The sequence below is a fragment of the Nocardia sp. NPDC004151 genome (genome assembly GCF_042874235.1).
In the GTDB taxonomy this organism is placed as follows: domain Bacteria; phylum Actinomycetota; class Actinomycetes; order Mycobacteriales; family Mycobacteriaceae; genus Nocardia.
Map to the genome: position 1 here is coordinate 1 of NZ_JBIAMR010000004.1, position 16,616 is coordinate 16,616.

General features: G+C 65.6%; 13 protein-coding genes and 1 pseudogene. 9 read left to right on the top strand and 5 right to left on the bottom strand.

Going from position 1 to position 16,616, the window contains the following annotated elements:
- Positions 1 to 91: 91 nt before the first annotated feature.
- A complete protein-coding gene (locus ACFYTS_RS10750; RefSeq protein ID WP_387302910.1) occupies positions 92 to 805 on the bottom strand; it encodes a TetR/AcrR family transcriptional regulator in 714 nt (237 codons plus the stop codon).
- 109 nt (positions 806 to 914) lie between these two features.
- Between ACFYTS_RS10750 and ACFYTS_RS10755 the strand changes: the two genes are divergently transcribed.
- The 3 genes from ACFYTS_RS10755 to ACFYTS_RS10765 all read left to right on the top strand — a co-directional run bounded on the left by ACFYTS_RS10755 (position 915) and on the right by ACFYTS_RS10765 (position 6,538).
- A complete protein-coding gene (locus tag ACFYTS_RS10755) occupies positions 915 to 2,621 on the top strand; it encodes an FAD-dependent monooxygenase (RefSeq protein ID WP_387302913.1) in 1,707 nt (568 codons plus the stop codon).
- Positions 2,590 to 3,417 (top strand): NAD(P)-dependent oxidoreductase, encoded by an 828-nt coding sequence (locus ACFYTS_RS10760; protein WP_387302916.1) that lies wholly within the window; start codon positions 2,590 to 2,592, stop codon positions 3,415 to 3,417. The genes ACFYTS_RS10755 and ACFYTS_RS10760 overlap by 32 nt, the downstream gene beginning before the upstream one ends.
- Positions 3,418 to 3,520: 103 nt before the next feature.
- Positions 3,521 to 6,538: a Tn3 family transposase gene (locus ACFYTS_RS10765; protein WP_387302919.1), complete on the top strand. Its 3,018-nt coding sequence runs from the start codon at positions 3,521 to 3,523 to the stop codon at positions 6,536 to 6,538.
- A gap of 55 nt (positions 6,539 to 6,593) precedes the next feature.
- Here the strand turns inward: ACFYTS_RS10765 and ACFYTS_RS10770 are convergent, their stop codons facing one another.
- A complete protein-coding gene (locus ACFYTS_RS10770) occupies positions 6,594 to 7,241 on the bottom strand; it encodes a TetR/AcrR family transcriptional regulator (protein ID WP_387302921.1) in 648 nt (215 codons plus the stop codon).
- 69 nt (positions 7,242 to 7,310) lie between these two features.
- On the opposite strand from ACFYTS_RS10770, the gene ACFYTS_RS10775 reads away from it, so the two are divergent.
- Positions 7,311 to 8,057, top strand: a complete 747-nt coding sequence (locus tag ACFYTS_RS10775) for a hypothetical protein (protein ID WP_387302924.1) — start codon at positions 7,311 to 7,313, stop codon at positions 8,055 to 8,057.
- Positions 8,058 to 8,060: 3 nt separating this feature from the next.
- Positions 8,061 to 8,246: a hypothetical protein gene (locus tag ACFYTS_RS10780; RefSeq protein ID WP_387302926.1), complete on the top strand. Its 186-nt coding sequence runs from the start codon at positions 8,061 to 8,063 to the stop codon at positions 8,244 to 8,246.
- Positions 8,247 to 8,387: 141 nt separating this feature from the next.
- Here ACFYTS_RS10780 and ACFYTS_RS10785 read toward each other — a convergent pair whose 3' ends face one another.
- From ACFYTS_RS10785 to ACFYTS_RS10795, 3 genes are all read right to left on the bottom strand, one after another.
- The gene (locus ACFYTS_RS10785) at positions 8,388 to 8,861 is read right to left on the bottom strand and encodes a DUF6301 family protein (RefSeq protein ID WP_387302928.1); all 474 of its coding nucleotides are present in this window, start codon (positions 8,859 to 8,861) and stop codon (positions 8,388 to 8,390) included.
- Between the two features lie 90 nt (positions 8,862 to 8,951).
- Complete coding sequence (locus ACFYTS_RS10790; protein ID WP_387302930.1) at positions 8,952 to 10,988, bottom strand: hypothetical protein; 2,037 nt, start codon at positions 10,986 to 10,988, stop codon at positions 8,952 to 8,954.
- 145 nt (positions 10,989 to 11,133) lie between these two features.
- Positions 11,134 to 11,622, bottom strand: coding sequence for a DUF6301 family protein (locus tag ACFYTS_RS10795; protein ID WP_387302933.1), 489 nt, complete (start codon positions 11,620 to 11,622; stop codon positions 11,134 to 11,136).
- A 1,061-nt stretch (positions 11,623 to 12,683) separates the two neighbouring features.
- Between ACFYTS_RS10795 and ACFYTS_RS10800 the strand changes: the two genes are divergently transcribed.
- From ACFYTS_RS10800 to ACFYTS_RS10815, 4 genes and pseudogenes are all read left to right on the top strand, one after another.
- A complete protein-coding gene (locus ACFYTS_RS10800) occupies positions 12,684 to 13,190 on the top strand; it encodes a hypothetical protein (RefSeq protein ID WP_387302936.1) in 507 nt (168 codons plus the stop codon).
- Positions 13,191 to 13,518: 328 nt separating this feature from the next.
- A pseudogene (locus ACFYTS_RS10805) lies at positions 13,519 to 14,139 on the top strand (oxygenase MpaB family protein); the annotation flags it as partial.
- A 73-nt stretch (positions 14,140 to 14,212) separates the two neighbouring features.
- A complete protein-coding gene (locus ACFYTS_RS10810) occupies positions 14,213 to 15,358 on the top strand; it encodes an acyl-CoA dehydrogenase family protein (protein WP_387302938.1) in 1,146 nt (381 codons plus the stop codon).
- 140 nt (positions 15,359 to 15,498) lie between these two features.
- The gene (locus ACFYTS_RS10815; protein WP_387302940.1) at positions 15,499 to 16,506 is read left to right on the top strand and encodes a tyrosine-type recombinase/integrase; all 1,008 of its coding nucleotides are present in this window, start codon (positions 15,499 to 15,501) and stop codon (positions 16,504 to 16,506) included.
- The last annotated feature ends 110 nt before the right edge of the window (positions 16,507 to 16,616 follow it).

The following is a 16,616-nucleotide window of genomic DNA, read 5'->3' on the forward strand; positions in this document are numbered from 1 at the left end:
ATTTGCCAACGTGGACAGCGCTTTCCAGCTCACGTGTGGAGGGGTGCCGCTTCGCGGCACCCCTCCACACGAACTACTTTCAAAACACGGCCTAGTCCGAGGCGGCTCGCGCGATTGCCAGCACGCCTTCGAGGACGCAGGACAGGCCGAAGGCGAATGTCCGGTCGGGAGTGGGGTCTTCGGCGTCGCGGATGCGGCGGGCGAAGTGGGGATAGTCGCCGGTGGCGATGGCGGTCCGGAGGTAGGGGCCGACCGCCTCCCGCCACTGGTTCTCGGTGAGTCCGGTGCGCCGTTGCGCGCGAATCTCGGACAGTTCCTGGATGGCGGCGCCGGCGACGTAGGACAGCACCGTATCGACGATATTGGCGGCGAGAGTGATGTCGTCGGTGAGCTCCAGGGCCGCGGCCATGGCGATATCGAAGCGGCGCAGGGCATTCGGACCCAGGGCGGGACGGCCGGACAGGACGCGGCCCAGCCAGTGATGGCGGAGCAGGAGATCCCGGAAGTGGTGGGCGACCGCCGCGAGGTCGGCGCGGGCGTCGCCGGTGAGCGCGGGTGGGGGGATTTCGGCCTGGGTGGCATCGATCATGAGGTCCAGTAGTTCGCCGCGGTCGGTGATGTAGCGGTAGAGCGAGGCGGTGCCGGAGCCGAGTTCGGTGGCGATGCGGCGCATGGATACCGCGTCGAGTCCCTCGGCGTCGGCCAGGGTCAGGGCGGTGGCGACGATGCGGTCGACGCTCGGTGCGCGCCGAGCGGGCTCCGGGCGCTGCTTGCTCCAGACCAGCATCGGATTCTCGTTCGTCATCGCGCTCCTGTCCGGGTTCTCGCGCCTCACTGCGGCATTGCGCCCAGCCTAACACTGTGGCTACGGTGTATCCATTACGGCTACGATGTATCCATAAGGAGTCCCGCGCATGACCGAAGACCGAGTTCAGGTCCTGATCGTCGGAGGAGGCACGGTCGGCCTGGCCGCCGCCGTCTTCCTGTCCGGGCACCATGTTCCGACGCTGGTGGTCGAGGCACAGCCCGGCCCGTCACCGCATCCGCGCGCCACCGGGCTGTCGCGGCGAACCATGGAGATGCTGCGCGCCGAAGGGCTCGAAGACGCGGTCGATGCGGTGAGCATCGATATGCGCGCCGGCCTCGGCAAGATCTACGCGCGCACGCTGGCCGAGGCCGAATTCACCGCGACCGACCCCGCGGGCGCGGCGGTTGCCACCTCGCGCACGGACGATTCGAGCCCCGCGCTGGTGCGGGGTCTGTGCCCGCAGCATCGGCTGGACTCGGTGCTGCTGCCCGCGGCGCGGGAACGCGGTGCGGTGGTGCGGTATTCGACGCGGCTGGAATCGTTCACGCAGGACGACGACGGTGTGCACGCGGCGTTGTCCAACGGCTCCGTCGTGCGGGCCGACTATCTGATCGGCGCGGACGGGGCGCGTAGCGATGTCCGTGGCCTGCTCGATATCGGGGTCGAGGGGCCCGGGCCCTTGGGAACGCCCATGATCAGCATGCTGTTTCGCGCTGACCTCACGCCGTATATCGGCGGCCGTTCGTTCGCGACCTGCACCATCGAAAACCCGGACGTCTCAGGCCTGCTGGTCACCGTGGACGGTACCGGCGAGTGGATTCTCCATGTGCCCGCCGATGATTCGGACGGGGGATTCCCCGATGCCCGGTGTGTGGGGCTGATCCGTGCGGCGATCGGTGACCCTGCCCTCGATGTCGAGGTGATCAGCGTGCTGCCCTGGCGGCCGCGTGGACAGCTGGCCGAGCGGTTCCGGTCCGGTCGGGTCTTCCTCGTGGGCGATGCCGCCCACACGGTGCCTCCGCTGGGCGCTTTCGGACTGAATACCGGTGTGGCGGATGCCCACAACCTCGCGTGGAAGATCGCCGCCGTCCACCACGGGTGGGCCGACCCCGGACTTCTGGACAGCTACGAGGCCGAACGGCGGCCGGTCGCCGCGACCACGCTCGAACAAGCCGTGCTGCGGCTGCCTGATCCCCGGCTGCACTGGGAGAACACGCCGGAGATCATCACGGCGCGCCGGCGAGCCGGGGTGCTCAATGCGCCGGTCGTACACGTGGGCTACCGCTACGAATCCACCGCTGTCATCGGATCGAACCCCAGATTGCCTTCCACCGAGGACATTTCGCTGGTCCTGGACGGCACGCCCGGCTCGCGCCTGCCGCATCGATGGGTGCCGCACGACGGAGGCAGGGCGTCGACACTCGATCTGGTCGGCAGGGATCTCACCGTCCTGACCGCCGACGAGGATTGGGCTGATGCCGCGCACACCGCGGCGGATGCACTGTCGATTCCCTTGGCCGTGCATCGAATTCCTGTGACGGACGGCGATTGGACCGATGGCATCGGCTCGCGCCCGGACGGCGTGGTTCTGGTGCGCCCCGACCACGTGATCGCCTGGCGCATGATCGAGCGGCCCCTCGACCCGCGGACCGCCCTGATCGATGCACTGAGTGAAATCCTGTCGCTCGACGGCCGAGCGATGCAGCCGGTCACCGGGGCTGAGTGGGGTTCGGCTCGTGGCGAGGATCGCGTTTCTGGGGTTGGGTCGGATGGGTGCGGGGATGGCGGGGCGCATGATCGCCGCCGGGCATGAGGTGGTGGTCTACAACAGGACCGCCGCCAAGGCCGACGAACTCGTCGCCCAGGGCGCTGCGTTCGCGGCCACGCCCCGCGAGGCCTCCCGGAACGCCGAGGCGATCTTCGCCATGGTGGCCGATGACAAGGCGTCGCGGGCAACGTGGTTGGGGGCCGACGGTGCGCTGGCGGGGGAGTATGCGCCGGGCGCGTTCGCGGTGGAGTTCTCGACCATCTCCCGGCCCTGGGCGCTGGAGCTGGCGAAACATGCCGCCGCCCACGGTCTTCGGTATCTCGACTCCCCGGTTACGGGGCTCCCCGATGCCGCGGCCGCCGGACGACTGACCCTGTTCGTCGGCGCGGCCGCCGCCCACCTCGACGCGGCGCGCCCACTGCTGCGACCACTGTGTACCGACATCGTGCACTTCGGTGATGTCGGTTCGGGCACGAGCTACAAACTGATCCAGAACCTGCTCGGTTCGATTCAGATCGCCGCCACTGCCGAGGCGCTGCGCACCGCGGAGCTCGCGGGTTTGGACCTGGCGGTCGTCGCCGACACCCTCTCGCGTGGCGGTGCGGCCAGTCCGACGGTGATCCGCATGTGCGCAGAGATGGTCGGCGGCGTGCACGACCGCGACATCGCCTTCACCGCGGCGCTGCGGCTGAAGGACACCCGGATCGGGGTCGAACTGGCCGATGCGGTCGGCACTCCCGCGGCCCTGGGGCAGACCGCCGAGCGGATCTTCGAGCGTCTGGTCGCGGCGGGACATGGGGTTCCGGTAGCAACCGCCGAAAATACAACGGATATGCCGTAGCCGCGGTGGACCGAGGCTGACTCAGGGGTTCGGCCTGCGGTGAGTGCCGGTTGCTGGTTGGCTTGGCTCCCAACGCTATTGGTTGGTGCCGGAGGTTGGGTTCGTGGCAACGCGGGTGTTCGCGGATGGGGATTTGGCGCGGCTGCGGGAGTTCCCGGAGATCAGCCGCGAGGAGTTGTTCCGCTACTTCACCCTGTCCTCGGCCGATGCCGCGTTCATCGATCCCGGGCGCGGCCGCGGCCCGGCCGATCGGCTCGGGATCGCCCTCGCGTTGTGCACGCTGCCATGGCTGGGGTTCGTACCCGACCGCGTGGTGACCGCCCCGCCAGTCGCGGTGGCGCGGCTGGCCGAGCAATTGAAGGTCGATCCCACCGAGATCGGTTCCTACGGCCGCCGCGCGCAGACCCGCACCGAGCACCTGCGACTGGTCGCGCGATACCTCGGTTGGCGTTCGGCGGGAACCGTGGAGTTCAAGGAACTCGACGAATTCCTGTTGGCGCGGGCGATGGAACACGATTCCCCGACGCTGCTGTTCCGGCTGGGGTGTGAGTATCTGATCTCGGCGCGGGTGATCCGGCCCGGTCCGGTGAGCATGGTCGAACGCATCGCCCACGCGCGTGAACAGGCCCAGCGAGAGACCTACGACCGCCTGGCCCACGAGTTCACCTCGGCCCGCTGCGCGCAGCTGGACGCGCTGCTGGTCACCGATGCCTCGCTGGGAATCTCGCGGTTGCGGTGGCTGGCGACCGGCCCGGTGGAGGCCTCGGCGGCCGCGGTGCGCGCCGAGGTCGACAAGCTGACGTTCCTGCGCGGCCTGGGCGCTGACCGGCTGGACATGTCGGTGCTGCCAGCCGAGCGGCGCCGGTTCCTGGCGGGCATGGGCCGCCGGCTGACCCCGCAAGCGCTTGAGCGGCGTGATCCGCAGCGCCGGTATCCGATCCTGCTCACCGTGGTTGCCCAGTCCGGCACCGACGTGCTCGACGAGGTAGTCGCGTTGTTCGATCAGGCGATCTCGGCGAAATTCGGTGCCGCCGAACGCAAGATGCAACAGGAGCTGGCCGAGCGCGGCAAATCCGGCGAGGACCGCCAAGCCCTGCTCGATGACCTCCTAGAAATCGTCACCGACCCGGCGGTGGCCGATGAGGAGATCGGCGCGCTGATCCGAGGGGAGAAGATCGGCTGGGAACGCCTGCGCGCCGCGCTCGCCCAGGCCAAGCCGCGCCTTCCACGCGATCACGGGCATCTGGCCGCCCTGGACTCCAGCTACAACTATCTGCGCCAGTTCACCCCGGCGGTGCTAGAGACCGTGGGGTTCGCCGGCGGGACCGCGGCGAGCGAGTTGCTGATCGCGGTCGCGATGCTGCGCGAACTCAACGCCACCGGGCGGCGCAAGGTCTTCGACGACGCCCCGACCGGGTTCGTGCCGACGAAATGGCGCGGCTACCTCGATCAAGCCCGAAAGGCCGGTAGCGCCACAGCCTATCGGCACTACTGGGAGTTGTGCGTCCTATTCGGGTTGCGGGACGGGCTTCGAAGCGGGGATGTGTTCGTGCCCGGCTCGCGCCGCTACGCCGACCCCACCACCTACCTGCTCACCGCCGATCAGTGGGAACCGCAACGGGAGGAGTTCTGCCGCCTGGTCGGCCGGGCGGCAGATCCCGGCGTCGCTCTGGCGGCCGTGGTCGCCGAGTTGCACGCCGCGCTCGGCGAGCTGGAGACCGTGCTGGCCGGCGGTGAGGGGCCGGTGCGCCTGGACGGCGAGTCCGGGGATCTGATCATCTCGCCGCTGACCGCGGAAGATGTGCCGGCCGAGGCGGTCTCGCTCAAGGCCGAGCTGACCGAGATGCTGCCGTTCGCGCCGATCGTGTCGTTGCTGATCGAGCTGGACAAGCGCACCGGCTACCTGGACCGCTTCACCCACCGCGGCGGCCAATCCACCCGTAGCCCCGAACTCAAACGCAACCTGATCGCGGTGCTGCTCGCGCACTCGACGAACCTGGGATTGACGCGGATGGCCGAGGCCTGCGGCATCACCTACGACATCCTGTCCTGGACCAACGACTGGTATGTGCGCGAGGAGACCCTGCGCGCAGCGAATATGGTGCTGATCGACTACCACCAGCGCCTACCCCTGACCTCGGTATTCGGGGCAGGAACCCTGTCTTCCAGTGACGGGCAGCGCTTCCCGACACGCGGCAAGTCGACCACGGCGCGGCCGATGAGCCGATATTTCGCCGAGCAGGGCCTATCGACCTACACCCACGTCACCGACACCCACGCCACCTACGGCACCAAAGTCATCGTCGCCACCAAACGCGAAGCCCACTACGTGCTCGACGAGATCTTGGGCAACGCCACGGATCTGCCGATCACCGAGCACGCCACCGACACCCACGGGGTCACCCTGGTCAACTTCGGGCTGTTCGACCTGCTGGGGATGCAGCTCTCGCCGCGGATTCGGGACCTGGGCCGGATCACCTTGTACCGGTGCGAGCCCCGCGCCGCCGCCGAAGCGAGGTTCGAGCTGGTTGGGCCGTTGCTGACCCGCAAACTGAACCTGGAGTTGATCGCCGGGCACTGGGACGATCTGCTCCGGTTGGCTGGGTCGTTGAAGTTCGGGCACGCCACCGCTTCTCTGCTGGTCGGCAAGCTCTCGGCGTCGGGCCGGCAGAACACCCTGGCTGCGGCGCTCAAGGAGTACGGGGCGTTGCGCCGCACGATCTATGCCGCGAAATACCTCTCCGATCCGGACTATCGGCGCAAGATCTCTCGACAGCTCAACAAGGGCGAATCGCTGCACGCGCTGCGCCGCGACCTGCTGTACGCCCACGAGGGCATGATCCGGGCGCGACACCTCGAGCAGCAGGCCGAACAAGCCTGGTGCCTGACATTGGCCACGAACGCCGTGATCGCTTGGACCACAGAGTATTACGGGCTGGCCGTGGAGCAGATGCGCCGGGCCGGGCAGCGCATCGACGACGAGGTCCTGGCCCACATCTCCCCGGCGCACAGCGCCAACATCAACTTCTTCGGCGCCATCGAAGTAGATATCGACGCCGAACTCGCCCAGCTCGGGCCGACCGGATACCGACCGTTGCGCGTCACCGACACCTTGTTCTGATCGCCGGGTGGTTGCAACGGCGCATCGGTCGCTCCTGCTCGGCCTCGACCCCGGCTTATCGCGAAACCGAATCCAGGTCGGGCGGAATTTCCGGCATCGAGGTGGCCAGGCTGGACAGGACCTGTGCGACGAGTTCGATCAGTGATTCCCGGGTCAGTGGCAACCGGTCGTCGAGCCAGGCCAGGACCAGTTCGCCCGCACCGGCGGCGACGAGCAACGTCGTGGCCTGAAGAACATCGTCGTGGTTACCGGACACGCCGACGACGCGGGCCTGCTGGGCGATCAGGGTGGAGAGCCCGCCGAGCAGGCTGGTCCGCAATTCGCGCAGCGGCGGCGCGTCGCTGAACATCAGCCGGCCTATGCGGGGGTCCTCGGTGGCAGCTTCGATGTAGACCCGTGCGGCGGCGCGGGATTGGTCGGTGAGGTTGTACGGCGCGTCGGTGATCGCTTCGACGGCCCGGATGGCGAGCGTTGCGGAGATCTCGCCGTAGACCGATCGGACGAGGTCGGGCAGGTCGTCGAAGGATTCATAGAAGAACATCGGGCTGGTCCGCGCGGCGGCGCAGATACGCCGGACGGTGGTGTTTTCCCAGCCGATCGTGCCGAGCAGCTCGAGCGCGGCGTCGCGCATGCGCCGTTCCCGGTCGGCGCGCCGTTGCTCGGCGCTGGCCCCGGCGTAGGTCCCACTGGCTTGTCTCGGCACCCGGCAAGTCTGGCACACAATTCAGATACATGGGTTTCTAGACTCCAACGTTTCTGATTTACTCGTGGCATGACGTCAACGCCGACGAGCACGCCCTCCCGCACCGAGCGCGTGCCCCACCCTGATCTGTTCCGGCAGTTCCCGCTGAGCCTTGCCCGCCGCGCCCTGCCGAACGACCCGCGGCCCACCCGAGCCCAATACGCGCACTACCTGACGCTGACCCGCGTCGGTGATCCACCCGCGGACAACCTGGTCACCTGGATTCAGACCCAGAGCGGCGGGCAAGGGCGACGGCTGTTCGAGCAGGCCGTCGAGCACGGCATCGAATCGATCGACAACCCGCCGGCGGAGCTGGTCGAATTCTTCGAGGCGATGGAAGCAATGCCGGTCTGGCTGGACCGCGACCGGATCGACATCGCCCAGCGTGCGACGTCGCGGCTGCCGATCTGGAACGTCATCAGTTTCTTGTACCTGGGGTTCGCGATGTCCTACCTGAGTTCCCCGGCCAACCAGGTCCTGATCCGCACCGCCGATCTCCACAAGCGCGCGCCCCGGCGCATCGTGGAAACGGCCGTGTGGTGGATGGAGGTGACCAAGCCCGGCGGCCTGGACCGCTACAGCGTCGGATTCACCTCGACCGCGCGGGTGCGACTCACCCACGCCTACATGCGTGCCGGGATGAAGAAACATCCCGAATGGGACTCCGAGTCCTGGGGTGATCCGGTCAACCAGGCCCAGAAGGCCTGCGAGTACACGCCTGCGACGACGGTCGCGTCGGCACCTGCCGCAGCCTGTGCCGGCAAGGTCACCGTATAGATCATGAAGTCCTCACTCGGGAATCAGGTGATGGTCAGCGCGCTGGAAGGGCCGCCACTGAGGGTCGAAGTCCAAGCCGAGGCGGAGGTCGAAGTGTCCTGCACCTCGACCGTGAAGAGGTCGGTCGCCGAGATCGCGACCACCGCGCCGACCTGCGCCGGGCTGGTGGTGGCTTCCGTGGCCCGCTGAATTATGGACCTTGGTCGCGCCAGAGTGGCGGCACTTCCCCGAGGCGGCAACTGTCACGACTCGTCCGGGGACGGGTCGCCCGATGGGGACTGCTGATGGCGATCTCGGCTGGGACGAGAAAGAGGGGAATGGTCCCGTCTCTCACTCCTCGTCGAACTTTGGTTCATCCTTCCATGCTTGATACTCTGGGCTTACAAGTTTCAGACTGACTGCGTGATCGCTGAGTCTTATAAAAAGAACGACTTTGGGAAGGTCCCATCTAATCACCGCCTGTTCATCGGTGAGCATCCCTGTGGGTGCGCCAAGAACCTCAATGAGGGCTTCGGGGAGCTCAGCGAATCCGGCGAGTAGGGCTCTGCGCTGCTCATTGGATTCTACGGGCATATCGGATATGCGCGTAGAGATGTAGTTTACCGTGCGCTTCTGCCAATAGACATCGGCCGCCGGGTGGCTGATCGGGAGGTTGGTATGGATTTCCGCTCCGTATTCGCCTCGGCTGGCCACTTCCCATCCCAGTGTGGAGCAGAAGCGTTCGATATCTTCGACGTACCAGGTCCAGTCGAATTCTGCCGCTGTGCGGGCAATTCTGGTGGCTCCGTCGATGTCGACGTGCATGGGCAGATACTTCCTTCTGTTCAGCGGTAGGTTGACGTGGCCTCACGAGGGCGATGACCTCAGCCCTCGCGGGAGCAGGTGTTGCTTGCGTCACCTGACGTGGGCACCATAGGCCATCACGCGGGCGTTCTCTCGATTGATCGTCGTGGATGATGGGGGGCGCGTAGTGATGTTGACAGCGAGTGACTGGTTGATCGACTTGTCGGGGTTGTTTCTGCCCAGCGGGAAAGAGGGCGACCCGAGAAGCGGGAGTGTCAGGGCAGACAGGCTGGCCAACGCTGCAGTAACGCTCGACCCGACCAGGTCGCTGATCCCTGATACGGTAGCGGTATCGGAGACCATGGCTGCGATCGGTGTGGCACCGGCAGTTGGTGGCGGTGTTGTGCCCGGTCCGGCGGTGGGTGGTTTGAGCCTGAATTCCCCCGCTTCGCCCGGGTCGAACTCGTACGCAGTGATCTTATGAGTTCCTGGCGCGGTGTGAACCAGTCGATAATGTAGTGGAGTCTCACCGTTGAGCAGCTTTTCGGCAAGTTCCGGGTTGTACTCTTTGAGCGCTTGCAGTGCTTTGGAACCATCACGGAATTCATCCTGAGCGTACGGTAGAGTGCCTTGCTCAACCTTGATCTTTTCACCATTCCAAGAGACAGCGCGGGAACTGAGACTGTCCGGTTTGTCACCTCCTTTTAGTTCGAGATCGACGACTTCTTCGTTACCATTCTCGCCGGTGATGATGCCCAGTCGGTCGACATCGTTGGGCCCGGATCCTCGATAGATGATCTTGATATTCTGTTGATCTGCGTAATAGTCGCCGCCGATTTCACCTCTAATTTCCGAAAGCTGACTGACTGTTCCTTTCTCCACGCTCAGGGTATCTGCAAGGTTCTCCAGTCTTTTAAGATCGGCTTGATCATATCCCCTATTCGGATTTCCGAGATATTCGAGTGTACTCTCAAGTGACGATCTCGAGAGGTCGTCGACCCCGACTGCGCGGGTCTTTCCGCCGCCGATGTCGATCCTGAAGTCTTTGTCGTTGAGAAAGTCTTTGAGTTTCGTTTCTGCCGCATCACGTGCGGGTTTCGCTGCAAGTTGGGCATCGTCGACCATGTTGAGTTTCCACAACATCTGGTCGACTTCTGGGTTTTCGGGGTCGCCGATAGGCAGGGAAGTGCCGTCGAGGAGTTTTCCCCGCATTTGGATATCGGTGGGAGCTTTGGCCCAGTCTGGCATGGTGATCGTGCCATTGCCTGGGATCCCGTTCCAGCGGGGGCGGTACCATTGGCCGTCGCTGCGTGGTGCGATCCCGACGGGCCAATGATCTTTGGGGGTGTCTTCTGGGGCGCCGTACCAAGGTTTTGCGTCCTTTGGCCCGTACCACCGCGGTTCTGTATCGCTTTTCGTGATGCCGTGGTCTTCGAGCCACTGCTGCAGTTTGTTCTTGTCGTAGGGATTGAGTTGCGTCTGGTGAGGTGTTCCCGGCCCCCACCCCGATGGCTTCCTGCCGAAAGGCCACAGGCTGGAGTCAGCCTTATCGCCCACTCCGGTGATCGCCTCGCCGATACCTTCCCAAGCCCTGCCGATCCCTTCCCACACCTTGCCGATCCCTGCCGGGTCGAATGATCCTTGACCCCAGCGAGTTTTTGGCCCTGCAGGGATAACGTCGGTTGCGTCGGGCCCGGTCATCGTGCCCCGTGGCCGGGGAATATTGGCGTCGTCTGTCGGGAATCCGCCCTCCGGCCAGGTCAGCTTCGGGTTGTCGGCGTTCCGAGGCAGTTCGAGGAATGGTTTGCCTGTATTGGGGTCATAGAGGGTGGGGTGGGGGCCTCCGTCCCGCGGGTGGTAAAGGCCCGCACCGCCATTCGCGGTTTCGCCGGCATGGTCGAGGCCGGAGATTGCCGGTGCGATCTCGTGGGCCGCGCCGTCCATAGCCCACGCGTCGATTCTGTCGAGGGCCCACACGCCGGCCTTACCCAGGCCACCGAGTATCGGTTTGAAGACGGCACTGGGGACGAAGGTCAGGAGCGTATTGGCTCCTCCCCACGCGGCTTGGCCCCAATCACCGTGGTCGATGCCTTCGTCGAGGTCGCCGAGACCGGTGAAGTCACGGAGGGTATTGCGGAAGTCGCCCATGTTGTACTGGTGTGGGCTCTGCGCATGAACAGCCGAGAGAACTTCCCTGCGCATTAAGTATGCCCGGCAGCTCCAAATGCTGCCGGGCATAGTCGAGAACTAATCATCGATTCGTCGTCGGTCGATGATCATATAAAGAATCGAACTAGAACTTCCAGATACGGGTCGTCTGCTCAGGAATATCTAGTCGACGTTGATGATCAGGGTTAACGATCGATACTTCCAGAGCTTTCAATCCAGCAGTCAGGAAGACTACGACATTCGGAAACTGCCAACCAGAACGTGGCACTTCTCCGATCACTTCCCGCGAGGGAGGGCCGAAATATTCGACAAGTTGTGCGTGGATCTCCTCGAAACCATCGGCGATTGCGCAACTGACTATGTCATCGAGCGTCTCGGCAATATCTGAGACCCACACAGTGATCTCTCGGACACCGGCCGCATCGATGATAGCGTTCGCCTTGGGCCAGTTCACATGGAGTCCGGTGTCAAGGGTAGCTCCCCGCGGGCGACGTTCGGATACCTCCCAGTCGAGCGTCTCACTAAAGCGTTCCAGATCGGCGACCGCCCAACTCCAGTCGAAACCCGCGGCAGCCCTTACGATTTTCACCGCAGCGTCAATATCGGCGCGCATTTCCGGGTGGTACTCCCTCTCGATTGCGGTTCACCTGAGTTCTGCGAACACCGGGATTACTATGGGTCTTGGTCTGGAGGCTCGATCAAACCAAGCGGTCGAGCATCGCAGAGCCTCGAGTCTGCCCATCCTCAGCAGCGAACAGTCAGCGGCACAGGTGGAACAAAATGCTCTAGAGCTTCGCGGACTCGAACGGGTATCGAGGTTCCAGCCATCGACCGCCTTCGAAGTCGTATCTCTTCGCAGATCATGCTCGCGCCCGGCGCCGGACCGGGTCCTCCTGCGGCCACACGTTATCAGTCGATCAGTGCACGGCGCTGCTCCCAGAGCTTCGCCTTGGCGAAGGCCTCATGGACTACTTGGGCAGCACCTCCGCTGACGTGGTCATCCCGACGGTTGCCCAGATCAGAGCGCACTCACACCTGCGCTCCAATCCAGCGGCCATGGCCCGCACCCTGACTGACGGCTACCACAGCGACGGACTGCGGCTACTTGGCGCATACAAGGTGGCGCAGAGGATTCTGGTGGCGGCGGGCCTGCCAGATCCGAGTCGAGTCGACCAAGGGTTGATCGCCGCGACGGTGGCAGAACAATCACGGCGCGCCCCTTCCCCTACCTCCGCCGCGCCTATACGCACCGAGATCGATGCACGCTCACCCCAGTCTTCCGAGCCATCCCCCACCCAGGGACTGTGAGAAGTACTGCAAATCAGCGCAAACCGATGCGCCCATCGATACTCGGACAGTGGCCGGCGTCTTCGACGGTCACGTCGCGTAGGCTGCGCGCGCTGGAATACGGCACGATAAGCCAGATGACCACGGAGGGCATCCAGAGCGAGTCGAGTCGGCGAGACATCGAGGGAGAGCGGGAGATCAAGCGACGGATCGACGTTTCTTCGTCGCCGGGTGAGCCTTTCGAGTCTGCGCTTTGAGGCCGGCCGCATCGACGGAGTGCGGCACGCCTGACCTCGCCTCTGGAGAATCGATCCTGGAGCTGGTGCTTGCCTCCCACTACACCGCCAGCGACAACCCGAACTGATGTGAAGCCCTCGAGGGAATCGAATGTACGAGTATGAAATTCGGAAGGTCACGGCTGCCATCCGGGCGACGCGATCCTGCCTGGAGCCCGCCCCACCCCTTCTTTTCCGCCGTCGAATCCTGGACCGCAACACCCACCGCGTCTACCAGTCGCTCATCCTGGCCCGAGACGTCACTCTGACCGTCAACGACGCCGGAATCCATACCGGCGCAGCACTATCAGCGATCATCGCTGCGGGCAACGCACTCGCGCGGCCCCTCGGACACCCGCTCGTGACTCGCGAGCTGTACGCCGCAGCCGCCGAACGCGCCACAGGCACCTCCGTCGTGCCCACCGACTCCTACAGCCCTGACACCATCGAGCTCCTGCAGAGCATCACCCACCTGGGCGGCAGCATCAAGACCGCCGCGGAACACCTGGCCGTACACCGCGACACACCCAACGACCTCGGGATCGCATTGCGCGCCACGACGAACTTCGTCCGCGAATTCACTCGCAGCTACGCCGCCCTCACCCAGCCCTCCACCTAACCCGCGCGAAGTTCCGCCCAGGGCCCGATACCCGTCGATTACCGGCGCGGCGACCAACAACGCCACCATCAGCGTTCGGCAACTGCAGAACGGGTCGCCCGTCGCGACGCTCGGCACGCTGACGCTCGGTGCCGGTACGAACCTGGGGGCCGAGAAGTCGGTGCCGATCCCCGTCGGCGCACAGCCGATTCTGCGTCCGGGAGATGTTCTCGACATCGTGATGCACCAGAACGGGACCGGCCAAGCCCTCCCCGCCGGTCTCATGGTCTCGATCTTCATCAGCTGACCGAAAAGCACACCGCCCGCGTCGTCTCCGGACGACGCGGGGTCGCTGACCATGCTGCCGTTCGTGATGATGAACTCGGTCCTGCCGATGACTGAGGGAGTCTGGCAGAACCGCACCGAACGGGAAGCGATCTATCACTTCTACCGGTACCTCGGTCATCTCATGGGCATCGAGGACGCACTGCTGTGCGCCGACTTCCCCGACCTGACCCGCGCCACGTGGCTGGCCGCGCTCAACGAGATCCGCCTCGACGAGGAAGGGCCCCAACTCGCCGCCGCCGCGCTCGACGCCTACGGCGACATCGTCGGCGGCTTCTTCGGGAAGCGGCTCGCACCCTTCGCCCGGCCTGTGGTGATGCAGTACGCCGCTTCCCGAACGCGGCTGATGCTGGGCCGCAAGTACGCCGACGGTCTGGGGCTGCCGCCCCTGCACCCGGCCATCGCACTGGCCGTCCCGCTGTTCGCTCTGACGGTAGGAGTCGAACTCGCCCGCATCCTCGTCCCCGGCGGCAACCGGATCTCGGCCGCGGTGCACAAGAGAAGCGTCGAGTCGGCGCTGCGGGCGGCCGCGCGCAACGTCCGCGCCGACCTGACCCACCGCCGCGAACAGGTCGGGCGATCACGCGGCGCCACCGAGGAATCCGCGACGGCCCGCCCGGCCTGACCACACAACCGGCCGGCACCGTCCGCGTGCCGCCTCGATACTTCCTAATTCCGTTTCAGCACAGAGATTTTCGATGACCCCTTACCGTTCGGCGTGGCTCGACGACGACCTGGATGCCCTGCGTGAGCTGGCTCGTGACTTCTGCGAGAAGCACATTCTCCCCAACCGTGAGAAATACATCGACCAGCATCACGTCGACCGCGATCTGTGGCACGCCGCCGGTGAACTCGGGCTGCTGTGCATGTCGATCCCGGAGCAATACGGCGGCGGGGGCGGCAGTTTCGCGCACGAGGCGGTGCTGTGTGAGGAGCAGGCCCGCATCGGCGACACCTCGTGGGGGGCGGGTCTGCACAACGGGATCGTCGCGCACTACCTGCTCGCCTACGGCACCGAGGACCAGAAACGCCACTGGCTGCCGAAGATGGCCAGCGGTGAGGTGGTCGGCGCGATCGCGATGACGGAACCGGGCACCGGCTCGGATCTGCAGAACATCAAAACCACCGCGATCCGCGACGGCGAGCACTACGTCGTGAACGGCTCGAAGACCTTCATCACCAACGGTCAGCAGGCCGACCTGATCATCGTCGTCGCGAAAACCGATCCCGCCCAGGGCGCGGCCGGTATCTCGCTGGTGCTCGTCGAGGGCGACAGGGACGGCTTCCGGCGCGGGCGGGCGCTGGACAAGCTCGGCCAGCGTGGGCAGGACACCTCCGAACTATTCTTCGACGAGGTCGCCATCCCCGCCGCGAACCTGCTCGGCACCGCCGAAGGCCAGGGCTTCGTCCAGCTCATGCAGCAACTACCGCAGGAACGGCTGCTGCTGGCGATCGGCGCGGTGCAGTCGATGGAGACCGCCCTCGAACACACCCTGCGATACACCAAGGCGCGCAACGCTTTCGGCAAGCCCGTCTTCGCATTCCAGAACACCAAGTTCACCCTCGCCCAAGCAGCGACCGATGCCCGTGTCGCCCGGGTCTTCCTCGACGACTGCATCGCCCGCCACCTGCGGGGTGACCTCGACATCCCCACCGTCGCCATGGCCAAACTCTGGACCACCGACCGCGCCATGCTCGTCCTCGACGACTGCCTTCAACTGCACGGCGGCTACGGCTACATGACCGAATACCCGATCTCACGCATGTGGGCCGACGCCCGCGTCCAGAAGATCTACGGCGGCACCAACGAAATCATGAAGGAGATCATCGCCCGCAGCCTGTAGTCGTCATCCACCCGTCCGGAACCTGTTACCCCGGATAATGGGCTGTTATCCGGGGTAACATCGAAACCGGCCTGCGGCGATCCCGCCACGGCGATGCGCGAAGAGGCCCCGTTATCCGGGGCAAACGGATGGCGGTGGCGATGGCCGGCACGGCGACCCGGATCCGCGCGGTTCCTCCCCGCACGGTGCGGGCCGCCGCGCAGGCGTTCCTGGACACGATCGGCTCACCGAACACCCGCCGCGCCTACACCATCGCGGTCGTCAAGACCGCCGACCGGCTCGACAGCTTCGGCCCGGACGGGCTACTTGCCCCCAGCCGCCCCCTGGCCGAGGTGACCGATGCCGAGATCGGCGCCGCTCTGGAGGCGCTATGGGGCGAGGCTGCGGTGAACACCTGGAACGCGCGCCGGGCCGCGGTCGGCAAATGGCTGTCCTGGTGCGCCGAACAAGGCTGGGACGCACCGAGACTGCCCGCCTCGGCCGCGCGGTCGACCCCGCCGGATTCCCAGACCCCGGTGCGTTCGCGCACCGCGATCGACCGGCTCATCGGCCGCCGCGAGGTCCATGTGCGGGAGAAGACGCTGTGGCGGATGCTGTACGAAACCTGCGCCCGCGCAGAGGAACTGCTGCAGGCCAACATCGAAGACCTGGACCTGGCCGGCCGATCCTGCCCGGTGAAGTCCAAGGGCGCCAAGCCGCGCACCCGTCGCCGCGGCGCCGCTCACCACGAACACGTCCTGGAGACCGTGTACTGGGGTGCCGGCACCGCCCGGCTGCTGCCCCGGCTCATCAAGGACCGGACCGCGGGCCCGCTGTTCGTCACTCACCGGCGGCCCGGGCCCGGCAAGTACCTCGCCGACCGGGATGTGTGCCCTGACACCGGGCTGGCCCGGCTGTCCTACGACCAGGCCCGCGACCTACTCGACGCCGCCACCGCCACCGACGGGCCCGGAACCGGGTGGGACCTGCACGAACTCCGCCACTCCGGCCTGACACACCTCGGGGAATCCGGTGCCAGCCTGCTCGAACTGATGGCGAAATCCCGGCACCGTAAAGCCGAGAACCTGCGCCGCTACTTCACACCATCACCGCAGGCGATGCGTGACCTGACCGCATTGCTCGGTCCGGGAGCCGACCGCCAGCGCTGAGCTGCGGCTTTTCCATATCCGTTGTTTTTTCGGCGGTTGCTACCGGAACCCCGACATGGCGATCTGTCCGAAACCAAACTCATCGACCTGCTCAGAGGTCCTGCCATGGG

What these genes read in the sequence shown, in the direction of transcription:
- ACFYTS_RS10780 (WP_387302926.1), top strand. Translation starts at nt 8,061, where the DNA reads ATGAAGTCCTCACTCGGGAATCAGGTGATGGTCAGCGCGCTGGAAGGG.
- ACFYTS_RS10755 (WP_387302913.1), top strand. Translation starts at nt 915, where the DNA reads ATGACCGAAGACCGAGTTCAGGTCCTGATCGTCGGAGGAGGCACGGTC.
- ACFYTS_RS10810 (WP_387302938.1), top strand. Translation starts at nt 14,213, where the DNA reads ATGACCCCTTACCGTTCGGCGTGGCTCGACGACGACCTGGATGCCCTG.
- ACFYTS_RS10775 (WP_387302924.1), top strand. Translation starts at nt 7,311, where the DNA reads ATGACGTCAACGCCGACGAGCACGCCCTCCCGCACCGAGCGCGTGCCC.
- ACFYTS_RS10795 (WP_387302933.1), bottom strand. Translation starts at nt 11,622, where the DNA reads ATGCGCGCCGATATTGACGCTGCGGTGAAAATCGTAAGGGCTGCCGCG.
- ACFYTS_RS10815 (WP_387302940.1), top strand. Translation starts at nt 15,499, where the DNA reads ATGGCCGGCACGGCGACCCGGATCCGCGCGGTTCCTCCCCGCACGGTG.
- ACFYTS_RS10790 (WP_387302930.1), bottom strand. Translation starts at nt 10,988, where the DNA reads ATGGGCGACTTCCGCAATACCCTCCGTGACTTCACCGGTCTCGGCGAC.
- ACFYTS_RS10760 (WP_387302916.1), top strand. Translation starts at nt 2,590, where the DNA reads ATGGCGGGGCGCATGATCGCCGCCGGGCATGAGGTGGTGGTCTACAAC.
- ACFYTS_RS10750 (WP_387302910.1), bottom strand. Translation starts at nt 805, where the DNA reads ATGACGAACGAGAATCCGATGCTGGTCTGGAGCAAGCAGCGCCCGGAG.
- ACFYTS_RS10800 (WP_387302936.1), top strand. Translation starts at nt 12,684, where the DNA reads ATGTACGAGTATGAAATTCGGAAGGTCACGGCTGCCATCCGGGCGACG.
- ACFYTS_RS10785 (WP_387302928.1), bottom strand. Translation starts at nt 8,861, where the DNA reads ATGCACGTCGACATCGACGGAGCCACCAGAATTGCCCGCACAGCGGCA.